Source organism: Vitreimonas sp. (genome assembly GCF_035627415.1).
Taxonomy (GTDB): domain Bacteria; phylum Pseudomonadota; class Alphaproteobacteria; order Caulobacterales; family Aquidulcibacteraceae; genus Vitreimonas.
Map to the genome: position 1 here is coordinate 56,396 of NZ_DASPLU010000029.1, position 17,038 is coordinate 73,433.

General features: G+C 66.2%; 21 protein-coding genes. 12 read left to right on the plus strand and 9 right to left on the minus strand.

Going from position 1 to position 17,038, the window contains the following annotated elements:
• Positions 1–90 precede the first annotated feature (90 nt).
• Genes VEA80_RS15285 through VEA80_RS15295 form a run of 3 tightly spaced genes read right to left on the minus strand, consistent with a single transcriptional unit; the run spans position 91 to position 2,029 of the window.
• A complete protein-coding gene (locus VEA80_RS15285; RefSeq protein WP_414731517.1) occupies positions 91–1,080 on the minus strand; it encodes an alpha/beta hydrolase in 990 nt (329 codons plus the stop codon).
• On the minus strand, positions 1,044–1,454 hold the full coding sequence (locus tag VEA80_RS15290) for an EVE domain-containing protein (RefSeq protein ID WP_325061631.1): 411 nt from the start codon (positions 1,452–1,454) through the stop codon (positions 1,044–1,046). Before VEA80_RS15290 ends, VEA80_RS15285 begins: the two co-directional genes overlap by 37 nt.
• Positions 1,454–2,029 (minus strand): YceI family protein, encoded by a 576-nt coding sequence (locus VEA80_RS15295; RefSeq protein ID WP_325061632.1) that lies wholly within the window; start codon positions 2,027–2,029, stop codon positions 1,454–1,456. Before VEA80_RS15295 ends, VEA80_RS15290 begins: the two co-directional genes overlap by 1 nt.
• 171 nt (positions 2,030–2,200) lie before the next feature.
• Between VEA80_RS15295 and VEA80_RS15300 the strand changes: the two genes are divergently transcribed.
• Together VEA80_RS15300 and VEA80_RS15305 are read left to right on the plus strand one after the other, a co-directional pair.
• A complete protein-coding gene (locus VEA80_RS15300; protein ID WP_325061633.1) occupies positions 2,201–3,139 on the plus strand; it encodes an ABC transporter ATP-binding protein in 939 nt (312 codons plus the stop codon).
• A 3-nt stretch (positions 3,140–3,142) separates the two neighbouring features.
• Entirely contained in the window at positions 3,143–4,573 is a 1,431-nt protein-coding gene (locus VEA80_RS15305) for an ABC transporter permease (RefSeq protein ID WP_325061634.1), read from the plus strand.
• 2 nt (positions 4,574–4,575) lie between these two features.
• On the opposite strand, the gene VEA80_RS15310 is transcribed toward VEA80_RS15305, so the two are convergent.
• Positions 4,576–5,844 carry a virginiamycin B lyase family protein gene (locus VEA80_RS15310; RefSeq protein ID WP_325061635.1) on the minus strand — a complete coding sequence of 423 codons (1,269 nt, stop codon included), beginning with the start codon at positions 5,842–5,844 and terminating at the stop codon, positions 4,576–4,578.
• A gap of 113 nt (positions 5,845–5,957) precedes the next feature.
• On the opposite strand from VEA80_RS15310, the gene VEA80_RS15315 reads away from it, so the two are divergent.
• The 6 genes from VEA80_RS15315 (at position 5,958) to VEA80_RS20575 (ending at position 9,564) form a co-directional block, all read left to right on the plus strand.
• A complete protein-coding gene (locus tag VEA80_RS15315; RefSeq protein ID WP_325061636.1) occupies positions 5,958–6,293 on the plus strand; it encodes a metalloregulator ArsR/SmtB family transcription factor in 336 nt (111 codons plus the stop codon).
• A complete protein-coding gene (locus VEA80_RS15320; protein WP_325061637.1) occupies positions 6,290–6,757 on the plus strand; it encodes an SRPBCC domain-containing protein in 468 nt (155 codons plus the stop codon). The genes VEA80_RS15315 and VEA80_RS15320 overlap by 4 nt, the downstream gene beginning before the upstream one ends.
• The gene (locus tag VEA80_RS15325) at positions 6,754–7,395 is read left to right on the plus strand and encodes a glutathione S-transferase family protein (RefSeq protein ID WP_325061638.1); all 642 of its coding nucleotides are present in this window, start codon (positions 6,754–6,756) and stop codon (positions 7,393–7,395) included. Before VEA80_RS15320 ends, VEA80_RS15325 begins: the two co-directional genes overlap by 4 nt.
• Before the next feature lie 53 nt (positions 7,396–7,448).
• On the plus strand, positions 7,449–8,039 hold the full coding sequence (locus VEA80_RS15330) for a retropepsin-like aspartic protease (RefSeq protein ID WP_325061639.1): 591 nt from the start codon (positions 7,449–7,451) through the stop codon (positions 8,037–8,039).
• A gap of 255 nt (positions 8,040–8,294) precedes the next feature.
• Positions 8,295–8,915, plus strand: a complete 621-nt coding sequence (locus VEA80_RS15335) for a hypothetical protein (RefSeq protein WP_325061640.1) — start codon at positions 8,295–8,297, stop codon at positions 8,913–8,915.
• 139 nt (positions 8,916–9,054) lie between these two features.
• Positions 9,055–9,564 carry a DUF805 domain-containing protein gene (locus VEA80_RS20575; protein ID WP_414731518.1) on the plus strand — a complete coding sequence of 170 codons (510 nt, stop codon included), beginning with the start codon at positions 9,055–9,057 and terminating at the stop codon, positions 9,562–9,564.
• A gap of 48 nt (positions 9,565–9,612) precedes the next feature.
• Here the strand turns inward: VEA80_RS20575 and VEA80_RS15340 are convergent, their stop codons facing one another.
• A complete protein-coding gene (locus VEA80_RS15340; RefSeq protein WP_325061641.1) occupies positions 9,613–9,999 on the minus strand; it encodes a VOC family protein in 387 nt (128 codons plus the stop codon).
• 153 nt (positions 10,000–10,152) lie between these two features.
• On the opposite strand from VEA80_RS15340, the gene VEA80_RS15345 reads away from it, so the two are divergent.
• Complete coding sequence (locus VEA80_RS15345) at positions 10,153–10,590, plus strand: MarR family winged helix-turn-helix transcriptional regulator (RefSeq protein ID WP_325061642.1); 438 nt, start codon at positions 10,153–10,155, stop codon at positions 10,588–10,590.
• 59 nt (positions 10,591–10,649) lie between these two features.
• On the opposite strand, the gene rpsU is transcribed toward VEA80_RS15345, so the two are convergent.
• Positions 10,650–10,883 (minus strand): 30S ribosomal protein S21, encoded by a 234-nt coding sequence (gene rpsU, locus VEA80_RS15350; protein WP_135212345.1) that lies wholly within the window; start codon positions 10,881–10,883, stop codon positions 10,650–10,652.
• Between the two features lie 160 nt (positions 10,884–11,043).
• Between rpsU and VEA80_RS15355 the strand changes: the two genes are divergently transcribed.
• Together VEA80_RS15355 and VEA80_RS15360 are read left to right on the plus strand one after the other, a co-directional pair.
• Complete coding sequence (locus VEA80_RS15355; RefSeq protein ID WP_325061643.1) at positions 11,044–11,688, plus strand: COQ9 family protein; 645 nt, start codon at positions 11,044–11,046, stop codon at positions 11,686–11,688.
• Positions 11,689–11,771: 83 nt separating this feature from the next.
• Positions 11,772–12,107, plus strand: coding sequence for a hypothetical protein (locus VEA80_RS15360; protein ID WP_325061644.1), 336 nt, complete (start codon positions 11,772–11,774; stop codon positions 12,105–12,107).
• On the opposite strand, the gene VEA80_RS15365 is transcribed toward VEA80_RS15360, so the two are convergent.
• Positions 12,104–13,171 (minus strand): 5-(carboxyamino)imidazole ribonucleotide synthase, encoded by a 1,068-nt coding sequence (locus tag VEA80_RS15365; protein WP_325061645.1) that lies wholly within the window; start codon positions 13,169–13,171, stop codon positions 12,104–12,106. The genes VEA80_RS15360 and VEA80_RS15365 overlap by 4 nt on opposite strands.
• Positions 13,168–13,650 (minus strand): 5-(carboxyamino)imidazole ribonucleotide mutase, encoded by a 483-nt coding sequence (purE, locus tag VEA80_RS15370; RefSeq protein ID WP_325061646.1) that lies wholly within the window; start codon positions 13,648–13,650, stop codon positions 13,168–13,170. Before purE ends, VEA80_RS15365 begins: the two co-directional genes overlap by 4 nt.
• A 217-nt stretch (positions 13,651–13,867) precedes the next feature.
• Between purE and VEA80_RS15375 the strand changes: the two genes are divergently transcribed.
• Positions 13,868–14,524, plus strand: coding sequence for a GGDEF domain-containing protein (locus VEA80_RS15375; RefSeq protein WP_325061647.1), 657 nt, complete (start codon positions 13,868–13,870; stop codon positions 14,522–14,524).
• Positions 14,525–14,667: 143 nt separating this feature from the next.
• Here VEA80_RS15375 and VEA80_RS15380 read toward each other — a convergent pair whose 3' ends face one another.
• On the minus strand, positions 14,668–16,389 hold the full coding sequence (locus VEA80_RS15380) for an ABC transporter ATP-binding protein (protein WP_325061648.1): 1,722 nt from the start codon (positions 16,387–16,389) through the stop codon (positions 14,668–14,670).
• Positions 16,390–17,038: the final 649 nt, after the last annotated feature.

Below are 17,038 nucleotides of genomic sequence, written 5' to 3' on the forward strand. Positions count from 1 at the left end.
AGCGAGAGCCCAGGATCCAGGGAATCTAAACCAGTGCGTTGGCCCCTGGATCTTGGGCTCGCACTTGGTGCGCCCCAGGATGACGGGCAACTAGTCCAGGGTAGCGTTCAGAAACGCAGTCTGCCTCTTCAGTGACGCAAACGTCTGCGCGCACGGAAACGCGATGAAGCCGTGACAAGCGCCGGGATAGACGTCCAGCTCGCCCGCATTGCCGGCCGCCACCCAGCGCGCGCGCATGAAGAGGCTGTCGTCCAAGAGCGCATCGCGCGTGCCGATAGTGAACAGCGCCGGGCAAAGACCGCGCAGATCAGCGTAAAGCGGCGACAGATGCGGCGCGCGCTTCTCCTCTGCGCTCAGCCCCGGCAAGAAAGCCTCGCCGAACTTCACGATGTCCAGCGTCCGCAGCACCAGCCTTTCGTCGCCGAACATGCGCGCGCTCGGCGTCATGCCGAGATCGAACACGCCGAACACCAGGTTCGCCGCTCTGAACGGCGTGCGGCGGTGCGTGTCGCGCAGCCGCAGCATGGTCAGCGCCGCAAGATGCGCGCCGGCGCTCTCGCCGCCGATCGCCAGCGCCTCGCCGCCGAAGTCGCGGATATTGTCGCTAACCCAGAGCGCCGCCGCCTCGCAATCGTCCGGCCCCGCCGGGTAGGGGTTCTCCGGCGCCAGCCGATACTCGACGCTGATCGCCGTCAGCCGCGTTTCATCGGCGATGCGCTCCAGCAGCTTGTCCTGCTGATCCGCTGCGCCCAACACGTGTCCGCCGCCATGCATGTGCAGGTAAACCCCGCGCGACTGCGCCGGCGCGATGACGCGCAGCTTGACCTTGCCGGCAGGCCCGTCGATCTCGATCCAGCGCGCCCGCTCGGACTTCGCCGGCGCCGGAAACACGCCCTGGCCGCTGGCGCGCGCATCGCGCACTTTCTGCGCGCCGACTTCCCACCAGTTCGCCATGTCCTTCATCGCGGCGACAATGCCCGCGTTGAGCTGCCTCGTTTCTTCCGGAATGGCGGCGTCGGTGAACGGCGCGGGATCGAAAGGACTCACTTCAGCCCACCCATCTTGCGGATCGCTTTCCATTCGTCCGCCGTCACCGGCTGCACCGAAAGGCGCGAGTTCTTCACCAGCACCATATTCGCCAGCGATTTCTCCGCCTTGATCGCCGCCAGCGTCACCGGCGTCTTCAGCGGCTCGATCGCTTTCAGATCCACGCACACGAACGCGCCCGTCTTATCCGTCGCATCCGGATAGGCCTCTTTGACCACTTCGCTGACGCCGACGACCTCCTTGCCTTCGCCGGAATGGTAGAAGAACGCCTTGTCGCCTTTCTTCATCGCATTGAGATGCGCCTTGGCCTGATGGTTGCGCACGCCGGTCCAAGCGTCGGCGCCCTTCTTCACGTGCTGCTCCCAGGACCAGGTCCCAGGCTCGCTCTTCACCAGCCAGTACGCCATCAGTTCGCCGCCGGCGCTTGCGCCAACGCTTCGATCTGAATCGAGACGCTGTCGCCGATCATGTTCGCCGCCGTGGTCGAGCCGAAGGCGCTGCGGTTGAGCGAGCCGGTCGCGGAAAAGCCGGCGGTGCGGCGCTGATTGTTCGGCGCCGTTCCAATATTGTTCAGCGTGACGTTCAGCGTCACCGGATGCGTCTGCCCCAGCAGTGTCAGATCGCCGGTGACTTCCGCGGTACGCTCGCCCGTCCGCCGCACCGACGTCGAGCGAAACTCCATCGTCGGATGCTGCGCCGCATTCAGCCAACGCTCGCCGCGGATGTGCTCGTCGCGCGTGTCGTGACCAGCGTCGACGCTGGCGACTTGGATGGTCGCGCGCACCGAAGAGTTCGCCGGATTGGCTTCGTCCAGCACCACTTCCCCTGCGATCGTCTCGAAGCGACCCAGAACGCGGTTGAAGCCGAACCGGTCGATCGAGAACGCGACCTGCGTGTGCGCCGGATCGAGCGTGTACGTCACCGGCTCGGCGTAAGCGGCGCCGGCCGCCATCAGAGCGGCGGCGAAGACCATGGCTCGCATGTTCGATTCCCCTGGGATGCAGTTCGAGCGCGGGAATCTACTTGATCCGGCGGGCTTGGCTACCCCATCCGACATGAGATTCGCGTGTCAGGCTTGGCCGCTGCGGCTGCGGCCTCGGCAGCGACGAACCGCGCTTGATCTCACCGCGAAGGCCCGTAAACCTTGGCCGGCATGAACGCAGCGCTTGAAGCAGAAGGCCTGGTCAAGCGCTACGGCGCGCGCACCGCGGTCCAAGACCTCAGCTTTTCGGTCCCGCAGGGATCGATATACGGCGTGCTCGGCCCGAACGGCGCCGGCAAGTCGACGACGCTGCGCATGCTGGTTGGCGTGCTCAGGCCGACCGAGGGTCGCATCTCGATGATGGGCGGGCCGGTCACGCGCGATGCGTTGAAGCGCGTCGGCTACTTGCCGGAAGAGCGCGGACTTTACCGTTCGATGAGCGCTCGCGGCGCCATCGCCTATCTGGCCCGTCTCAAGGGCGCGCCCTCCGGCAAGGCGTTCAAGCGCGCCGACCAGCTCTTGAACGAGCACGGTCTCGGCAAGGTCAAACGCAAGAAGATCAAGACGCTTTCCAAGGGCATGGCGCAGAAGGTGCAGGTCTTGGGCGCCATCGCCCACGAGCCCGACATCGTCATCTTCGACGAGCCGTTCTCCGGCCTCGATCCCGTCAACCAGCGCGTCCTCGAAGACACCATCCGCGCCCAAGCCGCGGCCGGGCGCACCATTCTCTTTTCCACCCACGTCATGGAACATGCCGAGCGCCTGTGCGACCGCATTCTCTTGATCGCGCACGGCAGCAAGGCGTTCGAAGGCACGGTACAGGAAGCGCTGGCGCTCGCGCCCAGCGTCGCCGTGCTGGAGACGGAAGGCCAGTTCGATCTCGCCGCCGCGCTGGCCCCGAAGGGGTTCAACATCGCCGCCGAAGGCGAAGAGCACGGCAACCGGCGCTGGCGCGCCAAGCTCGAGAACGGCCACGGCTCGCGCCAGCTGCTGCAGGCGTGCGTCGAAGCCGGCGCGCCGCTGTCCCTGTTCGAGCCGGCGCGCGCGAGTTTACATGAAGCTTTCGTGGCCATGGTCGGCGACCGGGCCATGCCGGATGCGGCGGAGTAGGCGATGTCACCAGTCTTACTCGTCGCCCGCCGCGATTACTTCGCCTATGTCGGCGCCTGGGGTTTCTGGCTCTCGCTGATCACGGCGCCGCTGATCATCGCCGCCTTGATGTTCATGCCGCTCTTGCTGGCGCGCGCTGAGCCGCCGCGTGTGCTTGCCGTTATAGCCGACCAGGCCGCCGACGCGGCCCATGTGACAAACGCGTTCCTCGAACGCGGCCGCGCCGACGCCCGCGGCGAGATCAGCGCTTACATCAAAGCCACCGCGCCGGCGTTGGAGGCGGAAATCCTCGCCGCGTTCGATGCCGCGCCGAGCCGCGAAGCCGGCGTTGAAGCGGCGCGCGCCATTGTCGCCCGCCGCGCGCCGCGCGCGCTCGCCGCCTTTCCGCAACCCTCACCTCGTTACGTCATCGCCACCGCGCCCGCGCAGGATATCGAAGCGCTGCGCTCCTATCTGGACGGCAGCCGCGCTTTGCCGGACGGGCGCATGCTGTTCGGCGCGCTCAACGTCCGTCGCGAAGCCGGCGCACCGGTGATCGAGTACTGGAGCACCAATCTTTCGCACGAGGAGCCGTCGAACATCGCCCACCGCGCCATGCGGCTCGCCATGCAGCGCGAGGCGCTCGCCGCGCAGGGACTCGCGCCGACCGAAGCGGACCGGCTCGCCGGCTTCGATCCGCGCGTCGTCCAGTTTGACCCGCGTCCCTCCACCGGCAGCGCCGAAGTGACGGCCCGCCAACGCGCGCCGGCCTTCGCCGCGCTGGCGCTCGCCTTCATTCTCTGGAGCGTCGTCTTCTCCGTCGCCAACATGCTGCTTTCGGGCGTCATAGAGGAGAAGTCGAACAAGATTCTCGACACCATTCTCACCAGCGTCACGCCGATGGAGCTCCTGATCGGCAAGCTGCTCGGCGTGGCGGCGGTGAGCGCCACGCTCTTCCTGTTCTGGGGCGCGCTCGGCGGCACGCTGCTCAGCATGGCGGCGACGCAGCTCGGCGATTCCGTGTTCGGCCAGATCGCCGCCGCGTTCCTGGAGCCGCGCCTGTTGGTGGCGTTCGTCGTGGGCTTCGTCGCCGGCTATTTGATGTACGGCGCGATCTTCCTGGCGCTCGGCTCGCTCTGCGAGTCGATCCAGGAGGCGCAGACGCTACTCGGCCCGGTGGCGCTCGTGCTCGCCATCCCGATGATGCTGGTGATGCCGGCGCTCGATAACCCGAACGCGCCGATCATCGAGGCCGCCTCCTGGGTGCCGCTGTTCACGCCCTTCCTGATGCTGATGCGCGCGCCGGCCGGCCTGGACTGGATCGAGATCGCCGGGCAGGGCGCGCTGATGGTGCTGGCCGTGATCGTCGTGCTCTGGCTGGCGTCACGCGTGTTCAAGGCCGGCGTCGTCGATCAGGTCAGCATGGTCAACTGGCGCGGCCGCAAGAAGAGCTGACGTCAGTTCGCCGGCGGCAGTGTCGCCAGGATGATGCGGTTGGTGCTGCTCTGGTGCAGCAGCAGGTTGCCATCGCGCGTCGCCCGCATGTGGCGGACGATGCCGGCGTGGAGATCGCCGGAGGGGATCGGCCAACTCTGGAACGTCTCCGTGCGCGGATCGAACCGCACCAGCGGATCGGGTCTGACGCCGCTTTCATTGTACCAGACGATGCCGCCGATCACGGCGATGGCGTAAGGATGCGAATCCGGCCCGCTCGGGCTGTCCCATTCGCGGATTTCGCCGGTTTGCGGATTGTAGCGCCCAAGCTTGCCGCGGCCGGAATTCACGTACCAGATCATGCCGTCATCGGCGATGTCGAGCCGGCGCACGTGCGTGTCTTCGCCCGGCAGGTCAATCTCGGTCAGCGCCAGGGTCCTCGGATCGACGCGGATGAGGCAATTGCTGCCGTTGCACGCGACCCACGGATTGCCGTGCGCGTCGATCCTCACGCCGTACGGCCGCGCGCCCTCGCGCTGAATTGTCGCCAGCCGTATCTCGCCGCTCCGCGGATCGAAGCGGCCGATCATGTTGCTCTGCTGCAGCGTGAACCACATGATTCCGTTGGCGTCGAATTCCGCCGTATGCGGATCGCGCGCGGCCGGATCAGGCATGCGATGTTCGGTGCTTTCGCCGCTCGCCGGATCGAACCGGCCGATCGTGCCGTTGCCGTTGCCCATGTACCAGACGCGGCCTTGGCGATCGACGTTGACGCTGTGCGGCAGCGTTTCCGCCGGCAGCGGCCATTCACGGATATCGTTCGTGCGCGGATCGATGCGGCCGATCGTGTTGCCGCGCTGGCCGACGTACCAGATCACCCCGTCTGGCGCTTCGACCGGATCGCGCGCGCGCTGCCCCAGCTGCGGCGCGGCCCACTCGCGGAAGCTTACGTCGAGCGGCCCCTCGGCGATCCGCGCCGGCCGCGGATTGTGCGACGGCGGATAGTGCGCGGCGAGATAGTCGAGCACGGCTCGTTCCTGCTCCGGCGCCAACTCCACCATCGTCGCGATCAGTTCGTCCCAGTGCGCGCGCGTATAGCCCGAGCTGCGCGTGATCACGTTCTCGCGGTGGCAGGAGGTGCAGAGCGCCCGCACCGTGTCGACGCCGGCGCCTGGCGCAAGTTGCGCTCCGTCCCGCGCCGGCTGTGCTGAAGGCGGCGCACACGCGGCGAGCGCGGTGAGCGCCAATGCGAGCAGAGAAGCGGCGCCGAGCGCCTTGCCAGTTCCGGTCATGTCCGTCCCCGTGTCGGAGCAAGCATAAACCCCATGCGCCGCGCTCCAACCCCGGCTCCTTGACACGGAAATCCGGCGTATTTAAGTAGTACGTTAATTGCATGATTGGTTAAATGAACGATCCCCTCTCGCTCACCCTTTCGGCCCTGGCCGACCCGACCCGCCGCGCCATCCTCGCCCGGCTGGCGGAAGGGGAGGCGACCGTGAGCGAGATCGCCGCGCCGTTCGACATCTCGCTCCCCGCCGTCTCGCGCCACCTCAAGGTGCTGGAGACCGCCGGCCTTATCACCCGCGGCCGCGAAGCCCAGTGGCGCCCGTGCAGGCTGGAGCCGCACGCGCTCAAAGGCGTCGACGATTGGCTCGCGCACTATCGCCGCTTCTGGAGCGGCGGCTTCGACAAGATGGAATCGTATCTCGCCGAGTTGAAGAAGAGGGAAGGGAAGTCATGAGCGCGACGCTCGCCGACGACGAACTCCTGATTACGCGCACCTTCGACGCGCCGGCGGCGCTGATGTTCGCAATGTGGAGCGATCCGGCGCACTTCAAGAACTGGATGGGGCCGGTGGGTTTCGAGTGCGCCGAGGTGAGCATCGACTTCCGCGTCGGCGGCGCCTATCGCGCCGTGATCCGCTCTCCTCAATACGGCGACAGCTGGTTCGGCGGCGTCTATCGCGAGATCGTCCCCAATACGCGCCTCGTCTTCACGTTCAAGTGGGACGAAGGCCCCTCCGGCGAAGTCGAAACACTCGTCACCCTCACGTTCGAGGAGCGCGACGGCAGGACGGCGCAGCTTTTCCACCAGACGCCGTTCATCAACGTCGAACGCCGCGACAGCCACATCGGCGGCTGGAATTCCGCCTTCGACAAAGAACAGGCCTACGTCGAGAAATTCGCAAGGGAGCAGACGTCATGATCACCATTTCCGCTTTCGAATGGGTGCCCGATTTCGCCCGCGGCCAAGTGCGCGACCTGCGCGTGCGCTGGGCGCTGGAAGAAGCCGGCTTGTCGTACCGAACCCGCCTCCTGAATCAGGGCGACCAGGACAAGGCCGAGTACCGCGCCCTGCAGCCGTTCGGCCAAGTGCCGATTTTTGAAGAGAACGGCTTCGTGCTGTTCGAAACCGGCGCGATCGTGCTGCACCTCGGCGAGCGCAGCGAAAGCTTGCTGCCGAAAGAGCCGCAAGCGCGCGCCCGCGCTGCGCAATGGCTGATCGCCGCGCTCAACTCGATCGAGCCATCCATCATGAACGTCGCCCTGATCGATCTCTTCTACGCCAACGAGGAGTGGGCGAAGCTTCGCCGCCCGGGCGCCGTCGAGTTCATGCAGAAGCGGCTCAAAGGTCTCTCCAATGCGCTCGGCGATAAGCTCTATCTCGACGGCGATCGCTTCACCGCCGGCGATCTGATGATGTCGTCAGTGTTGCGGATCTTGCCGCAATATGCGCGCGAGCACGCGAACCTTTCCTCCTATCTCGAACGCTGCACGGTGCGCCCAGCCTTCCAGCGCGCGCTCGCCGCCCAGCTCGGCGACTTCAAGCAGGAAGCGGCGTAAGCGCCGCGCGACAGGATAGGGAACGCGGGCGCGAGAGCCCGCATTCCCTGTCCATGCGCCTCTCCATCATTCTCGCCGCCGCGCTCTTGTGCAGCGCTTGCGATCGGCTGGCCACGCGTACGGCCGAGTATCGCCCGCAGGAGGCCGGCACTGTCGACCAGGCGCTCTGCCTGCTCGGCTTCACCGGCGTGCCGCTGCAAGCCGCCGCCGTCACCGGCCACCATCTCGTCGAAGTTGAGCTGAACGGCCACACCGGCCTCTTCGTGCTCGACACCGGCGCCAACGCCAGCGTCATCGACCGGCGTTACGTCGAACGCTTCGGTCTGACGCCCGGCGGTCTGCAAGGGCAAGCCTTCGGCGTCGGCGGCGGCCAGCGCGCGCAGATTGCGCAGATCGAGAGCCTCGCGATCGCCGGCGTGCCGATCCGCCAGAGCCGCATCGCCGTCGCCGACATCGCCCAAGTCGCCGACGTGCTCGGCCCCCTCACCGGCGAGACCATCGTCGGCATCATCGGCCAAGACGCGCTCACCGAACACCGCGCCGTCATCGATGTGGCGCGGCCGATCCTCTATTTGATCGAGGAAGACGAAGCGCCCGCGCCGCAACCGCTGGAGACGTGCGCGGGGGAAGAGAGTAGCGATTAGAGTGACGCCGACTGCGTATATGCGTGGTGAGACGCGTTATGTGCCAATCCACCGACACCTTTCGTCATCTGTTCGCACTAGCGCGCGGTACCGGCGGTGGTAAAATTGCCCTGCTGAGCCACTCCGGGGGGAGCCGCGTACATGGGTATATCGTTCGATCTGCGTCTGCTGGCAGGCGCACTGGCCGCTTTGTGCGTTACCGGGTGCGCGGGTGTGCGCACCAGCTTCGGCTATTCGCCGACGGAGCCTGTGTCTTTGGTGCTGATCGAGCAGCCTCAGGTTGGCGGGCTGATGGGGACGCATCTTGAGTTGCAACGGGTCGATCTCGCGGGCAACCAGCCCATCGGCGCCAGCCAGACCGTGTTTCTCTTGATCGAGAACCATCTCGTGCGCACCGACGCGGCCGGTGGCGTCATTGGCACGTCGGAGTTCGCCAAGGCGAGAATGGAGCCGGGCGATTACGCAGTACTCCAGATCACCGACACCATGTCCCAATGGAACTACATCCAAATGCTTTGCTATGACCGCGCCGCGCCGGTCGTGCGAATTCCGCCGAACTCCGTCGTGGTCGTCGAAGCTATGCAGGTGCTGCAACTGAGGGCGATGCTTGGCGAATCCTACGATCAGATCGGATCCCGCCGGGACAGCCTGGCCGCGGCGCGCGAGGTGTTGCGCGGCTATCCCAACATCGAAGGTGATCCGGTGCTGGCCGAAGTCGTCGACGTCGTCGCGTTCGAGGACAGCGGCTCGCTCAACATCATCCGCGATCAATGCGACTCGCACACGCCGTTCCGCTCGGTCCAGGAGGAATTGCGCGCGCTTGGCGAAAGCCACACGCCGTCACAAGTAAAAATCCCGGCGAGCGATGGGCAATAGCGCAGACTGACAGCCGACGGCGTGCTTGCGCGCCGACGGCGACCGATGTGCCGACGGCATTTGTCTCAGGATTCGCGAGTTAGCGTCTCCGCGTTAGCAAGAGTGACGGGGTGCGGCGATGTCATTGTTTGCAGGGCGGATGAGCAGGCGGGCGTTTTTCGCCGCCTATGTCTGTCTAGTTGTGGCGAAAGCTGCGATGCTCATCGCGACCGGGAACGCGTTTCTTGTAGATGCCTTTGCCCTGTTGCCGTGGTTTTGGATGGCGTCGAGGCGTCTGCATGACTTCAACGCACGATGGTGGTGGGCTCTGGTCCCCTTCGCAGCGGGATTTGCGTGGGGATTTATGCAGGGTTTCGGCGAACGCCTCATCGAAGGCTTGGCCTCCGCTCAAACGGCGCAGCTAGCCGCACTTAGTCAGAGCCCAACGGGGCCCCATATCGACTGGGCCGCTGTTGCGCAACACCCTGGGGATTTCGCCATCGGCTTCGTGCGAGGGTTTTGGGGCGCAGTTGCTTCTCGTGCTGCGGCCGATCCCGTCGGGTTTGGATTGGACGCCGCTTTCCTACTTGTCCTTATGCTTTGGCCGGGCACGCGCGGTCCCAATCGTTTTGGTGATCGGCCGGGGACGCACGCCGCAACATCGGCGTAACGAAAATCGGAACAAGGCGAACGTCCGAGTCCGGAGATGCCGGCCCGATCAATCCGCAGCCCGCCACCCCATGATCGCCAGCGCGTGTCCCTCCGGATCGCGGAACGGGCGCAGCATCAGTTCGCGCCCGGGCGCGCGCTGCACCGCTTGCGCCGGATGCAGAAACACCACGCCGCGCGCTTCCAGCGCCGCTTCCGCCGCGCTCCAGTCGCGCGGCTCGAAATAGATCACCGCATCGCCGCCGACGCTCTGGCCCGGCTGCTGCGGCCCGATCATCAGCCGCGTCGCGCCGGACTGGAAGAACGTCATGCCCGAAGCTTCGAACAGCACGGCGAGGCCCAGCGTGTCGCGGTACCAAGCCACCAGCTTCAGCGGCTCCGCGCTCGCCAACGCGATCTGCGCGATCCCTGACAACAACATCGGCGCATCGTTCATCACGCGCTCCTCGATCCCGCATCTTCCCGGCAGGATTACATCCGAGGACCGACGGCATCCTGCCGGCACAATCGGTTCATCCTGCGCGCCTCGGCCTTTTATCTCCATATATTTAGTTTGACGAACTAATTACGTCAAGCCACAATTGAACCCATGGCCCGGGCTGATTTGCTTGAGACGGCGGCGCGGCTGCATTCCGGCGCGATCCGCCTGCTGCGCATGGTCCGCACCGCGGACGATGAGACTGGTCTCTCCGCGCCGAAGCTCTCGGCGCTTTCAGTGCTGGTGTTTGCGGGGCCGAAAAGCCTCAGCGGCCTTGCCCGCGCCGAGCAGGTCACCAGCGCGACGATGTCCAAACTGGTCAGCGATCTCGAAGCGGAAGCGCTCGTCGCCAAGCGCATCGACCGCACCGACCGGCGCGGCGTGCGCATCGATGTCACCGCGAAGGGCCGGGCGCTCATGCAGCGCGGACTGAAGGCGCGCCTCGCGCTGCTGCAGGCGCGGCTGGCGAAACTGAGCGCATCGGAGCGCGCGCTGTTGGATCAAGCCGCCGCGTTGATGCTGCGGCTCGCAGCGGCGCCCGAGACCTGAACGCGAAAACGCCGCCCGGCGAACCGGACGGCGTTTCCAAATTCAGATCTTGGGTTCGCTTAACGCGGCTTCGGCGCAGGACGCGGCAACAGGCCCTCGCGTTGCGCGCGCTTGCGGGCGAGCTTGCGGGCCCGGCGCACGGCTTCGGCGCGCTCGCGCGCACGCTTTTCCGACGGCTTTTCGAAATGGTTGCGACGCTTCATTTCGCGGAAAGTGCCTTCCCGCTGCATCTTCTTCTTGAGCGCCTTCAACGCCTGATCGACGTTGTTATCGCGAACGAAAATCTGTACCAGGACTCTTCTCCCGTCGCCTGAAAGCCAAACACGTGACCGCCGCGGTCGCCTCTCGCGCCCGCGTGGCGGCTGAATTGAAGCGGCGGCAATAGCAAAACGCCGCGGCCCTGTCCATGCCGGGACCGTCGACGATCCAAAGCTTTACGCGTACCGTCGCCGCATGGCCGATACCCCCTCAGACCGGTTCCGCGCCCGTCTCCTGGACGCCTTCACGCTCCAAGCCGCCCGCGTGGGCTGGACCGACGCCGCCTTCAAGGCGGCGGTCGCCGAGGCCGGCCTCAGCGAAGGGGAGGCGGCGCTGGCCTGCCCGAAAGGCGCAGCCGATCTGTTCGACGCCTTCGCCGCCCGGGCCGACGAGGCGATGCTGGCGGCCCTGGAGGAGCTCGATCTCCCGGCCATGAAAATCCGCCACAAGGTCCGCGCCGCCGTGCAGCTCCGGCTCGAAGCCCAGGCGCCCTACAAGGACGCCGCCCGCGCCATGACCCGCGCGCTCGCCCGCCCGGACCGCGCCGCCGAAGCCGCGCGCCTGCTCTGGCGCACAGCCGACAAGATCTGGCGCGCGCTCGGCGACAAGTCGACCGACGAGAACTTCTACTCCAAGCGCGCCATTCTCTCCGGCGTGCTCGCCAGCACCTACGCCCGCTGGTTCGCCGACGACAGCGACGGCCACGAAGCGACCTGGGCCTTCCTCGACGCGCGGATCGAGAACGTGATGCAGTTCGAAAAATTCAAAGCGCGCCTGAAGCCACTTGGCGAAGGCGTCGAGAGCGCCGTTGGCGTCGCCGCCCGCTTCCGCTACCGCTGAGGCGGTAACTTATCGCGATTTCACTCTTATCACGAAGCCGTGAGGCGTATGCTCGTGCGCATCAATCCGTGTTGGAGGCATCGATGCATGCTGCGCCGCTACGGTTCCTCAATGCTGCGGCTTGGCCGCTGACGATCTGGCCAAGCCTCACGCGTTTGGAGGACCATGCCGCCGACGATTACGTCGAGCGCACCTCTCCCATTGTCGCGACCGCCATCGCCTTCTGGGCCTGCGTCGCCGCCTTGCTGCTGGTCGCCTATCTCGGCGGCGCCGTCAGCGTGTTCGGCGAAGCGGATTCCGTCGCTGTCGTGCCGCGCTGGGCGGGCGATGTGTCCGGCGTGCTCTGGTTCTTCCTGCCGGTGATCTACGTCATCGGCCTTTGGCTCTACACCGCCCGCGACGAAGCGTTCCCGCGCTAGAAGCGCAGCTTGGTGACGTGGCCCATCTTGCGGCCGGCGCGCGTGTCGCGCTTGCCGTAGAGATGGAGCCGCGCGTCGGCGTCGGCCGCGAGCGCCGGCCAAGCCTCGGCGTCTTCGCCGATCAGATTGACCATCTCGACGCCAGCGAGCCGCTTGGTCGATCCGAGCGGCCAGCCGGCGACGGCGCGGATGTGTTGCTCGAACTGCGAGGTGAGGGCGCCTTCGATGGTCCAGTGCCCCGAATTATGCACGCGCGGCGCCATCTCGTTCGCCACCAGTGATCCGTCCGGCATGACGAAGAACTCGATCGTCAGCACGCCGACATAATCGAACGCTTCCATCACGCGCTTGGCCGCATCCTGCGCGGCGCGCTCGACATCGGCGCCGACCCGCGCCGGCAAGGTCGTGCGCGAAAGGATGCCGCCCGCATGCTCGTTCTCGTTGAGGTCGTAGAACGCGATCGCGCCATCCCAGCCGCGCGCGGCGATGATCGAGACTTCGCGCTCGAATACGCAGAAGCCTTCGAGAATGCCCGGCGCGCCGAGCTTCTCGTACGCACCGCGCGCATCGCCGGCGCTCGCGATGCGGATCTGGCCGCGTCCGTCATAGCCGAACCGCCGCGTCTTCAGGATCGCCGGCGCGCCGATCTCGGCGATTGCCGCGTCGAGATCCTCTTGCGATCCGATGGCGCGAAACGGCGGCGTCGCGATGCCGGCGCTGGTGAAGTAGCTCTTTTCGTCGAACCGGTCCTGCGCCACCGCGAGCGCGTGCGGGTTGGGCGCCACACGTGCGCCGGCCGCGATCAAGGCCTGCGCCGTCTCCGCCGGCACGTTCTCGAATTCGGTGGTGACGACATCGACATGGCGCGCGAAATCCGCCAGCGCCGCTTCATCGAGATAATTGCCGACACGTGTCCGCGCCGAAACGCGCGACGCGGGGCTGTCGGGTTCATCGGTGTAGATCGCCACATCGAAGCCGAGCTGTGCGGCGGCCAGCGAGAGCATCCGGCCCAATTGGCCGCCGCCCAGGATGCCGATCGTCGAGCCCGGCTTCAGCGGATTCATCGCGGGTCTTCGCCGATCGCCGCGGTCTGCGCCGCGCGATGCGCTTCGAGCCGCGCCGCCAGCGCCTCGTCGGAAAGCGCCAGAATGGAAGCCGCCATGAGCCCCGCGTTCGCTGCGCCCGCTTCGCCGATCGCCAGAGTTCCGACCGGCACGCCCTTCGGCATCTGCACGATCGAGAGCAGGCTATCGAGGCCTTTGAGTTCGCGGCTCTTCACCGGCACACCCAGCACCGGCAGCGTCGTCATCGAAGCGGCCATGCCCGGCAGATGCGCCGCGCCGCCGGCGCCGGCGATGATCACCTTCACGCCGCGCGCCTTGGCGCTCGAGGCGTAGTCGTAGAGGCGCTGCGGGGTGCGATGGGCGGAAACGATCTTGGCCTCGTAGGCGACTCCCAGCGCGTCCAGCGCCTCGGCCGCGGCCTTCATCGTCTCCCAGTCCGACTTCGAGCCCATGATCAGGCCGACCGGGGGCGTAGCCATGTTTCGGCTGCTCCTAAAAAACGGCCCAGTAAATCAAGCCGCGCCGCACGTCTAGGTCCAGAGGTGGTCGGGTATCGGTTATCGGTTGTCGGTTCTCGGGATTTGGACCGCCGTGCTCGATTCCCGATAACCGATCCCCGACAACCGATCCCCGTGACCCCGGTTAAGGCCGTCTTTACCTCATCAGCGCATCCCTTGCTGTGAAGAGGCGCAATCTATGCGGTTCGGCACGGCGAAGATCGGCTCCGCAACGAGCCAGCTCCTGCAAGGGCTGGGCTTGTCGCGGCGCGACGTTTCCGACGCTGCGCTCGCCGCTTTGGAGCGACTCGCCGCCGAGCGCGATTCGCTGGCCGAGCGGCTCGCCGCGGCCGAGAATCTCGCCGACCGCGACACGCTGGCCCCCGTCTTCAACCGCCGCGCTTTCTTGCGCGAACTGCACCGCACGATGTCGGAAGTCGAGCGCTACAGGACTCCGGCCGCGGTGCTCTATCTCGATCTCGACGGCTTCAAGCAGCTCAACGACGCCTATGGCCACGCCGCCGGCGACGCCGTGCTCCGCCATGTCGGCCTCATGCTCGTCGACAGTGTCCGCGAAAGCGACGTCGTCGGCCGTTTGGGCGGCGACGAATTCGGCGTCATCCTCAACCGCGCCAGCGCCGAAGAGGCGCACGCGAAGGCCGCGGCGCTGAGCGAGAAGCTCGATGGCGCCATCATCCTGCACGAAGGCATGGGCCATCGCGTCCGCGCCTCGTTCGGCGTCCACGCCATCGCCCTGGTCGAGGATCCGGAAACCGCCATCGCCCGCGCCGACGAAGCGATGTACGCGGACAAATACGCCCGCCGCGCCCAAGCCCAGGCGTTCGCGAGCTTCTGAGCCCCTTGAGCGTCCAAGTTCGTCATTCCGGGGCTTCGCGCAGCGAAGAACCGGGAACCCAGGGGGCCACCGCACGTCATTGGCGATTGATCGAGCGCGGCTTCGCCGCGCCGCGGACGAGAACATCCCCACCCCACGCGCCCTCAATCCTCCGCGCTCTCTTCCCCCTCGTTCACGATCAACCCACGGCTCTGCCGCCGCACCAGCGACGCGTAATAGCCGCTCTGCCGCACCAACTCGGCGTGGCGGCCGGCTTCGACGATGCGGCCTTCCTTCAGCACGATGATGCGGTCGGCATTCACCACCGTCGACAAACGGTGAGCGATGACGAACGTGGTGCGGCCTTTGACCAGTGTCTCGATCGCGCTCTGCACCGCTTCCTCCGATTCCGCATCGAGCGCCGATGTCGCTTCGTCGAGCACCAGGATCGGCGGGTTCTTCAGCAATGCGCGCGCGATGGTGATGCGCTGGCGTTCGCCGACCGAAAGCAGCCCGCCGCGCTCGCCCACCTGCGTGTCGTAACCCTCGGCGAGCCTTGCTATGAACCCGTCGGCATAGGCGGCGCGCGCGGCCGCGACGATCTCGTCTTGACTGGCGTCCGGCCGTCCGTAGGCGATGTTGGCGCGTACGCTGTCGTTGAACAACAGCGGGTCCTGCAGCACGACGCCGATATTGCGCCGGAGCGAGCTTTGCTTGATGCGTTTCAAGTCGCGCCCGTCGAGCAGGATGCGGCCTTCGATCGGATCGTAGAAGCGCATCAGCAGCGCCATTAGCGTGGTCTTGCCGGCGCCGCTCGGGCCGACGATTGCGATCGTCTCTCCGGCTTTCACGTCGAGCGTAACGCCGTCGAGCAGGGGCGTTCCTGCCTGTTCGTAGCGGAAGCACAGGTTCTCGAACCGCACATTGCCAGCGATTTCGGTCAAGTCCTCGGCGTCGGGCGCATCGCCAAGATGGTCCTGGAACGAAAGAATGCCGAAAATCTCGTCGAGCGACACCGAGGCCTTGCGCAGCGAAGAATAGGCGCTGCTCAGTCCTTGCACCGGCGCGAACAAACCGCCGACATAGCCGAGGAACGCGACCACGGTGCCGACCGTGATTTCACCCCGCAGCACCAGCCAAGCGCCGACGCTGATGGCCGCCACGCGCGCCAGCGCCATCACCAGATTGCTCGCCGCGCTATAGCTGGCGTCGACGGCGACGCCCTGAATGACGAGCCTGTTGGCGGCGGCCACCGCGTCGAGAAAGCGCCGTTTCTCCATCTCTTCCATGGAGAAGCTGCGCACCATCACGATGCCCGATAGCACTTCGTTGAAGCGCGAATAGATGCGCGCCCAGCGATCGAGCAGCGAGCGTTCGCGCTCGACCTGCTCGGGCGCCGCGCGGGTCGCCAGCAGCGCCGGGAACGGCGTGAAGAACAGGACGATGAGCGCGAGCCGCCAGTCGAGACCGAACATGATCCAGATCGCGATCGCCAAAAACAACAGCGACGGCAGGATGTCGTAGAGTATCGTCGCCACCGCCTGCGTGAAACCTTGGATGCTGCGGTCGAGCCGCGTCATGATTGCGCCGACGCCTTCGCTGCGCTGCAGCCGGAGCGGCATGGAATGGAGTTTGCCGACGGTGGCCTCGAGCAGCGCGTATTGCACGCCGATGCGCGTGCGCCAGGTCAGCCACGTCGACGCGCCCTTGAGCAGATCGCGGCTGACTGCGAGCACGGCAAGCAAGCTGAGGCCGATCAGCAGCGGCTGGCTCCCCGTCGGCGCGCCGAGATAGTCGAACAGCATCTTCAGAATGAGCGGTTCGACCGCATTCAGTGCGGCGATCACCAGAACGAGCAAGAACACCGAAGCGATGGCGTGGCGCATCGGAAACGCGAACAGCGCAGCCTGATGCAGGCGCTGCAGCCGTCGCCAGCGCTCGGAAATCGGCCGAGCCGGCCGCGCGTCTGGCTGCGCTTGTGCCGTTGTTGGGCGCCTTCACATCGGCGCGCCCGAGACGCACGCCGTTACCTCCGAACTCGCCCCCAACGGCGGAACAGCGCCGCCTGTTCCTGTGGCGCTTCGCCGAGCGCAGCGACGCTGCGCGCTGCCTCGGAGTCCGAGAATGGTCGGCGCGATGGCGGGCGTTGCGGGGATAGACTCAGGCCCAATCCCACACTTTCTTGACCTCAAGTTATTGAAAACAAGCGTTTGTCGAGAAAATCTATCCGACCCCTCCCAAAGCTGGCGTATAATGCCTGCATCGTTTCACACCGGAGAGCAGTCGGTACCCTGTTCGAGCTGACGTTGAAGCGATGCGAGAGAGCGTGAAGCGCTGATGCTTTTCCGCCGGACGCGCCAAGGCTGGGCGCTTCGGAACGCGAGCGAAAAGGCTGAAGCCTCCGGCGCGGCAGACGTGGCGGAAGGCGGAGGTATCGCAGAGGCGCAGAAGCCCGCGTCAAACGCGGGAAGACGAACCGGAACGTGTTGGTGAACACAACACCCCGCACGCCGTCGGCCGAGCCGCCTCCCAGGG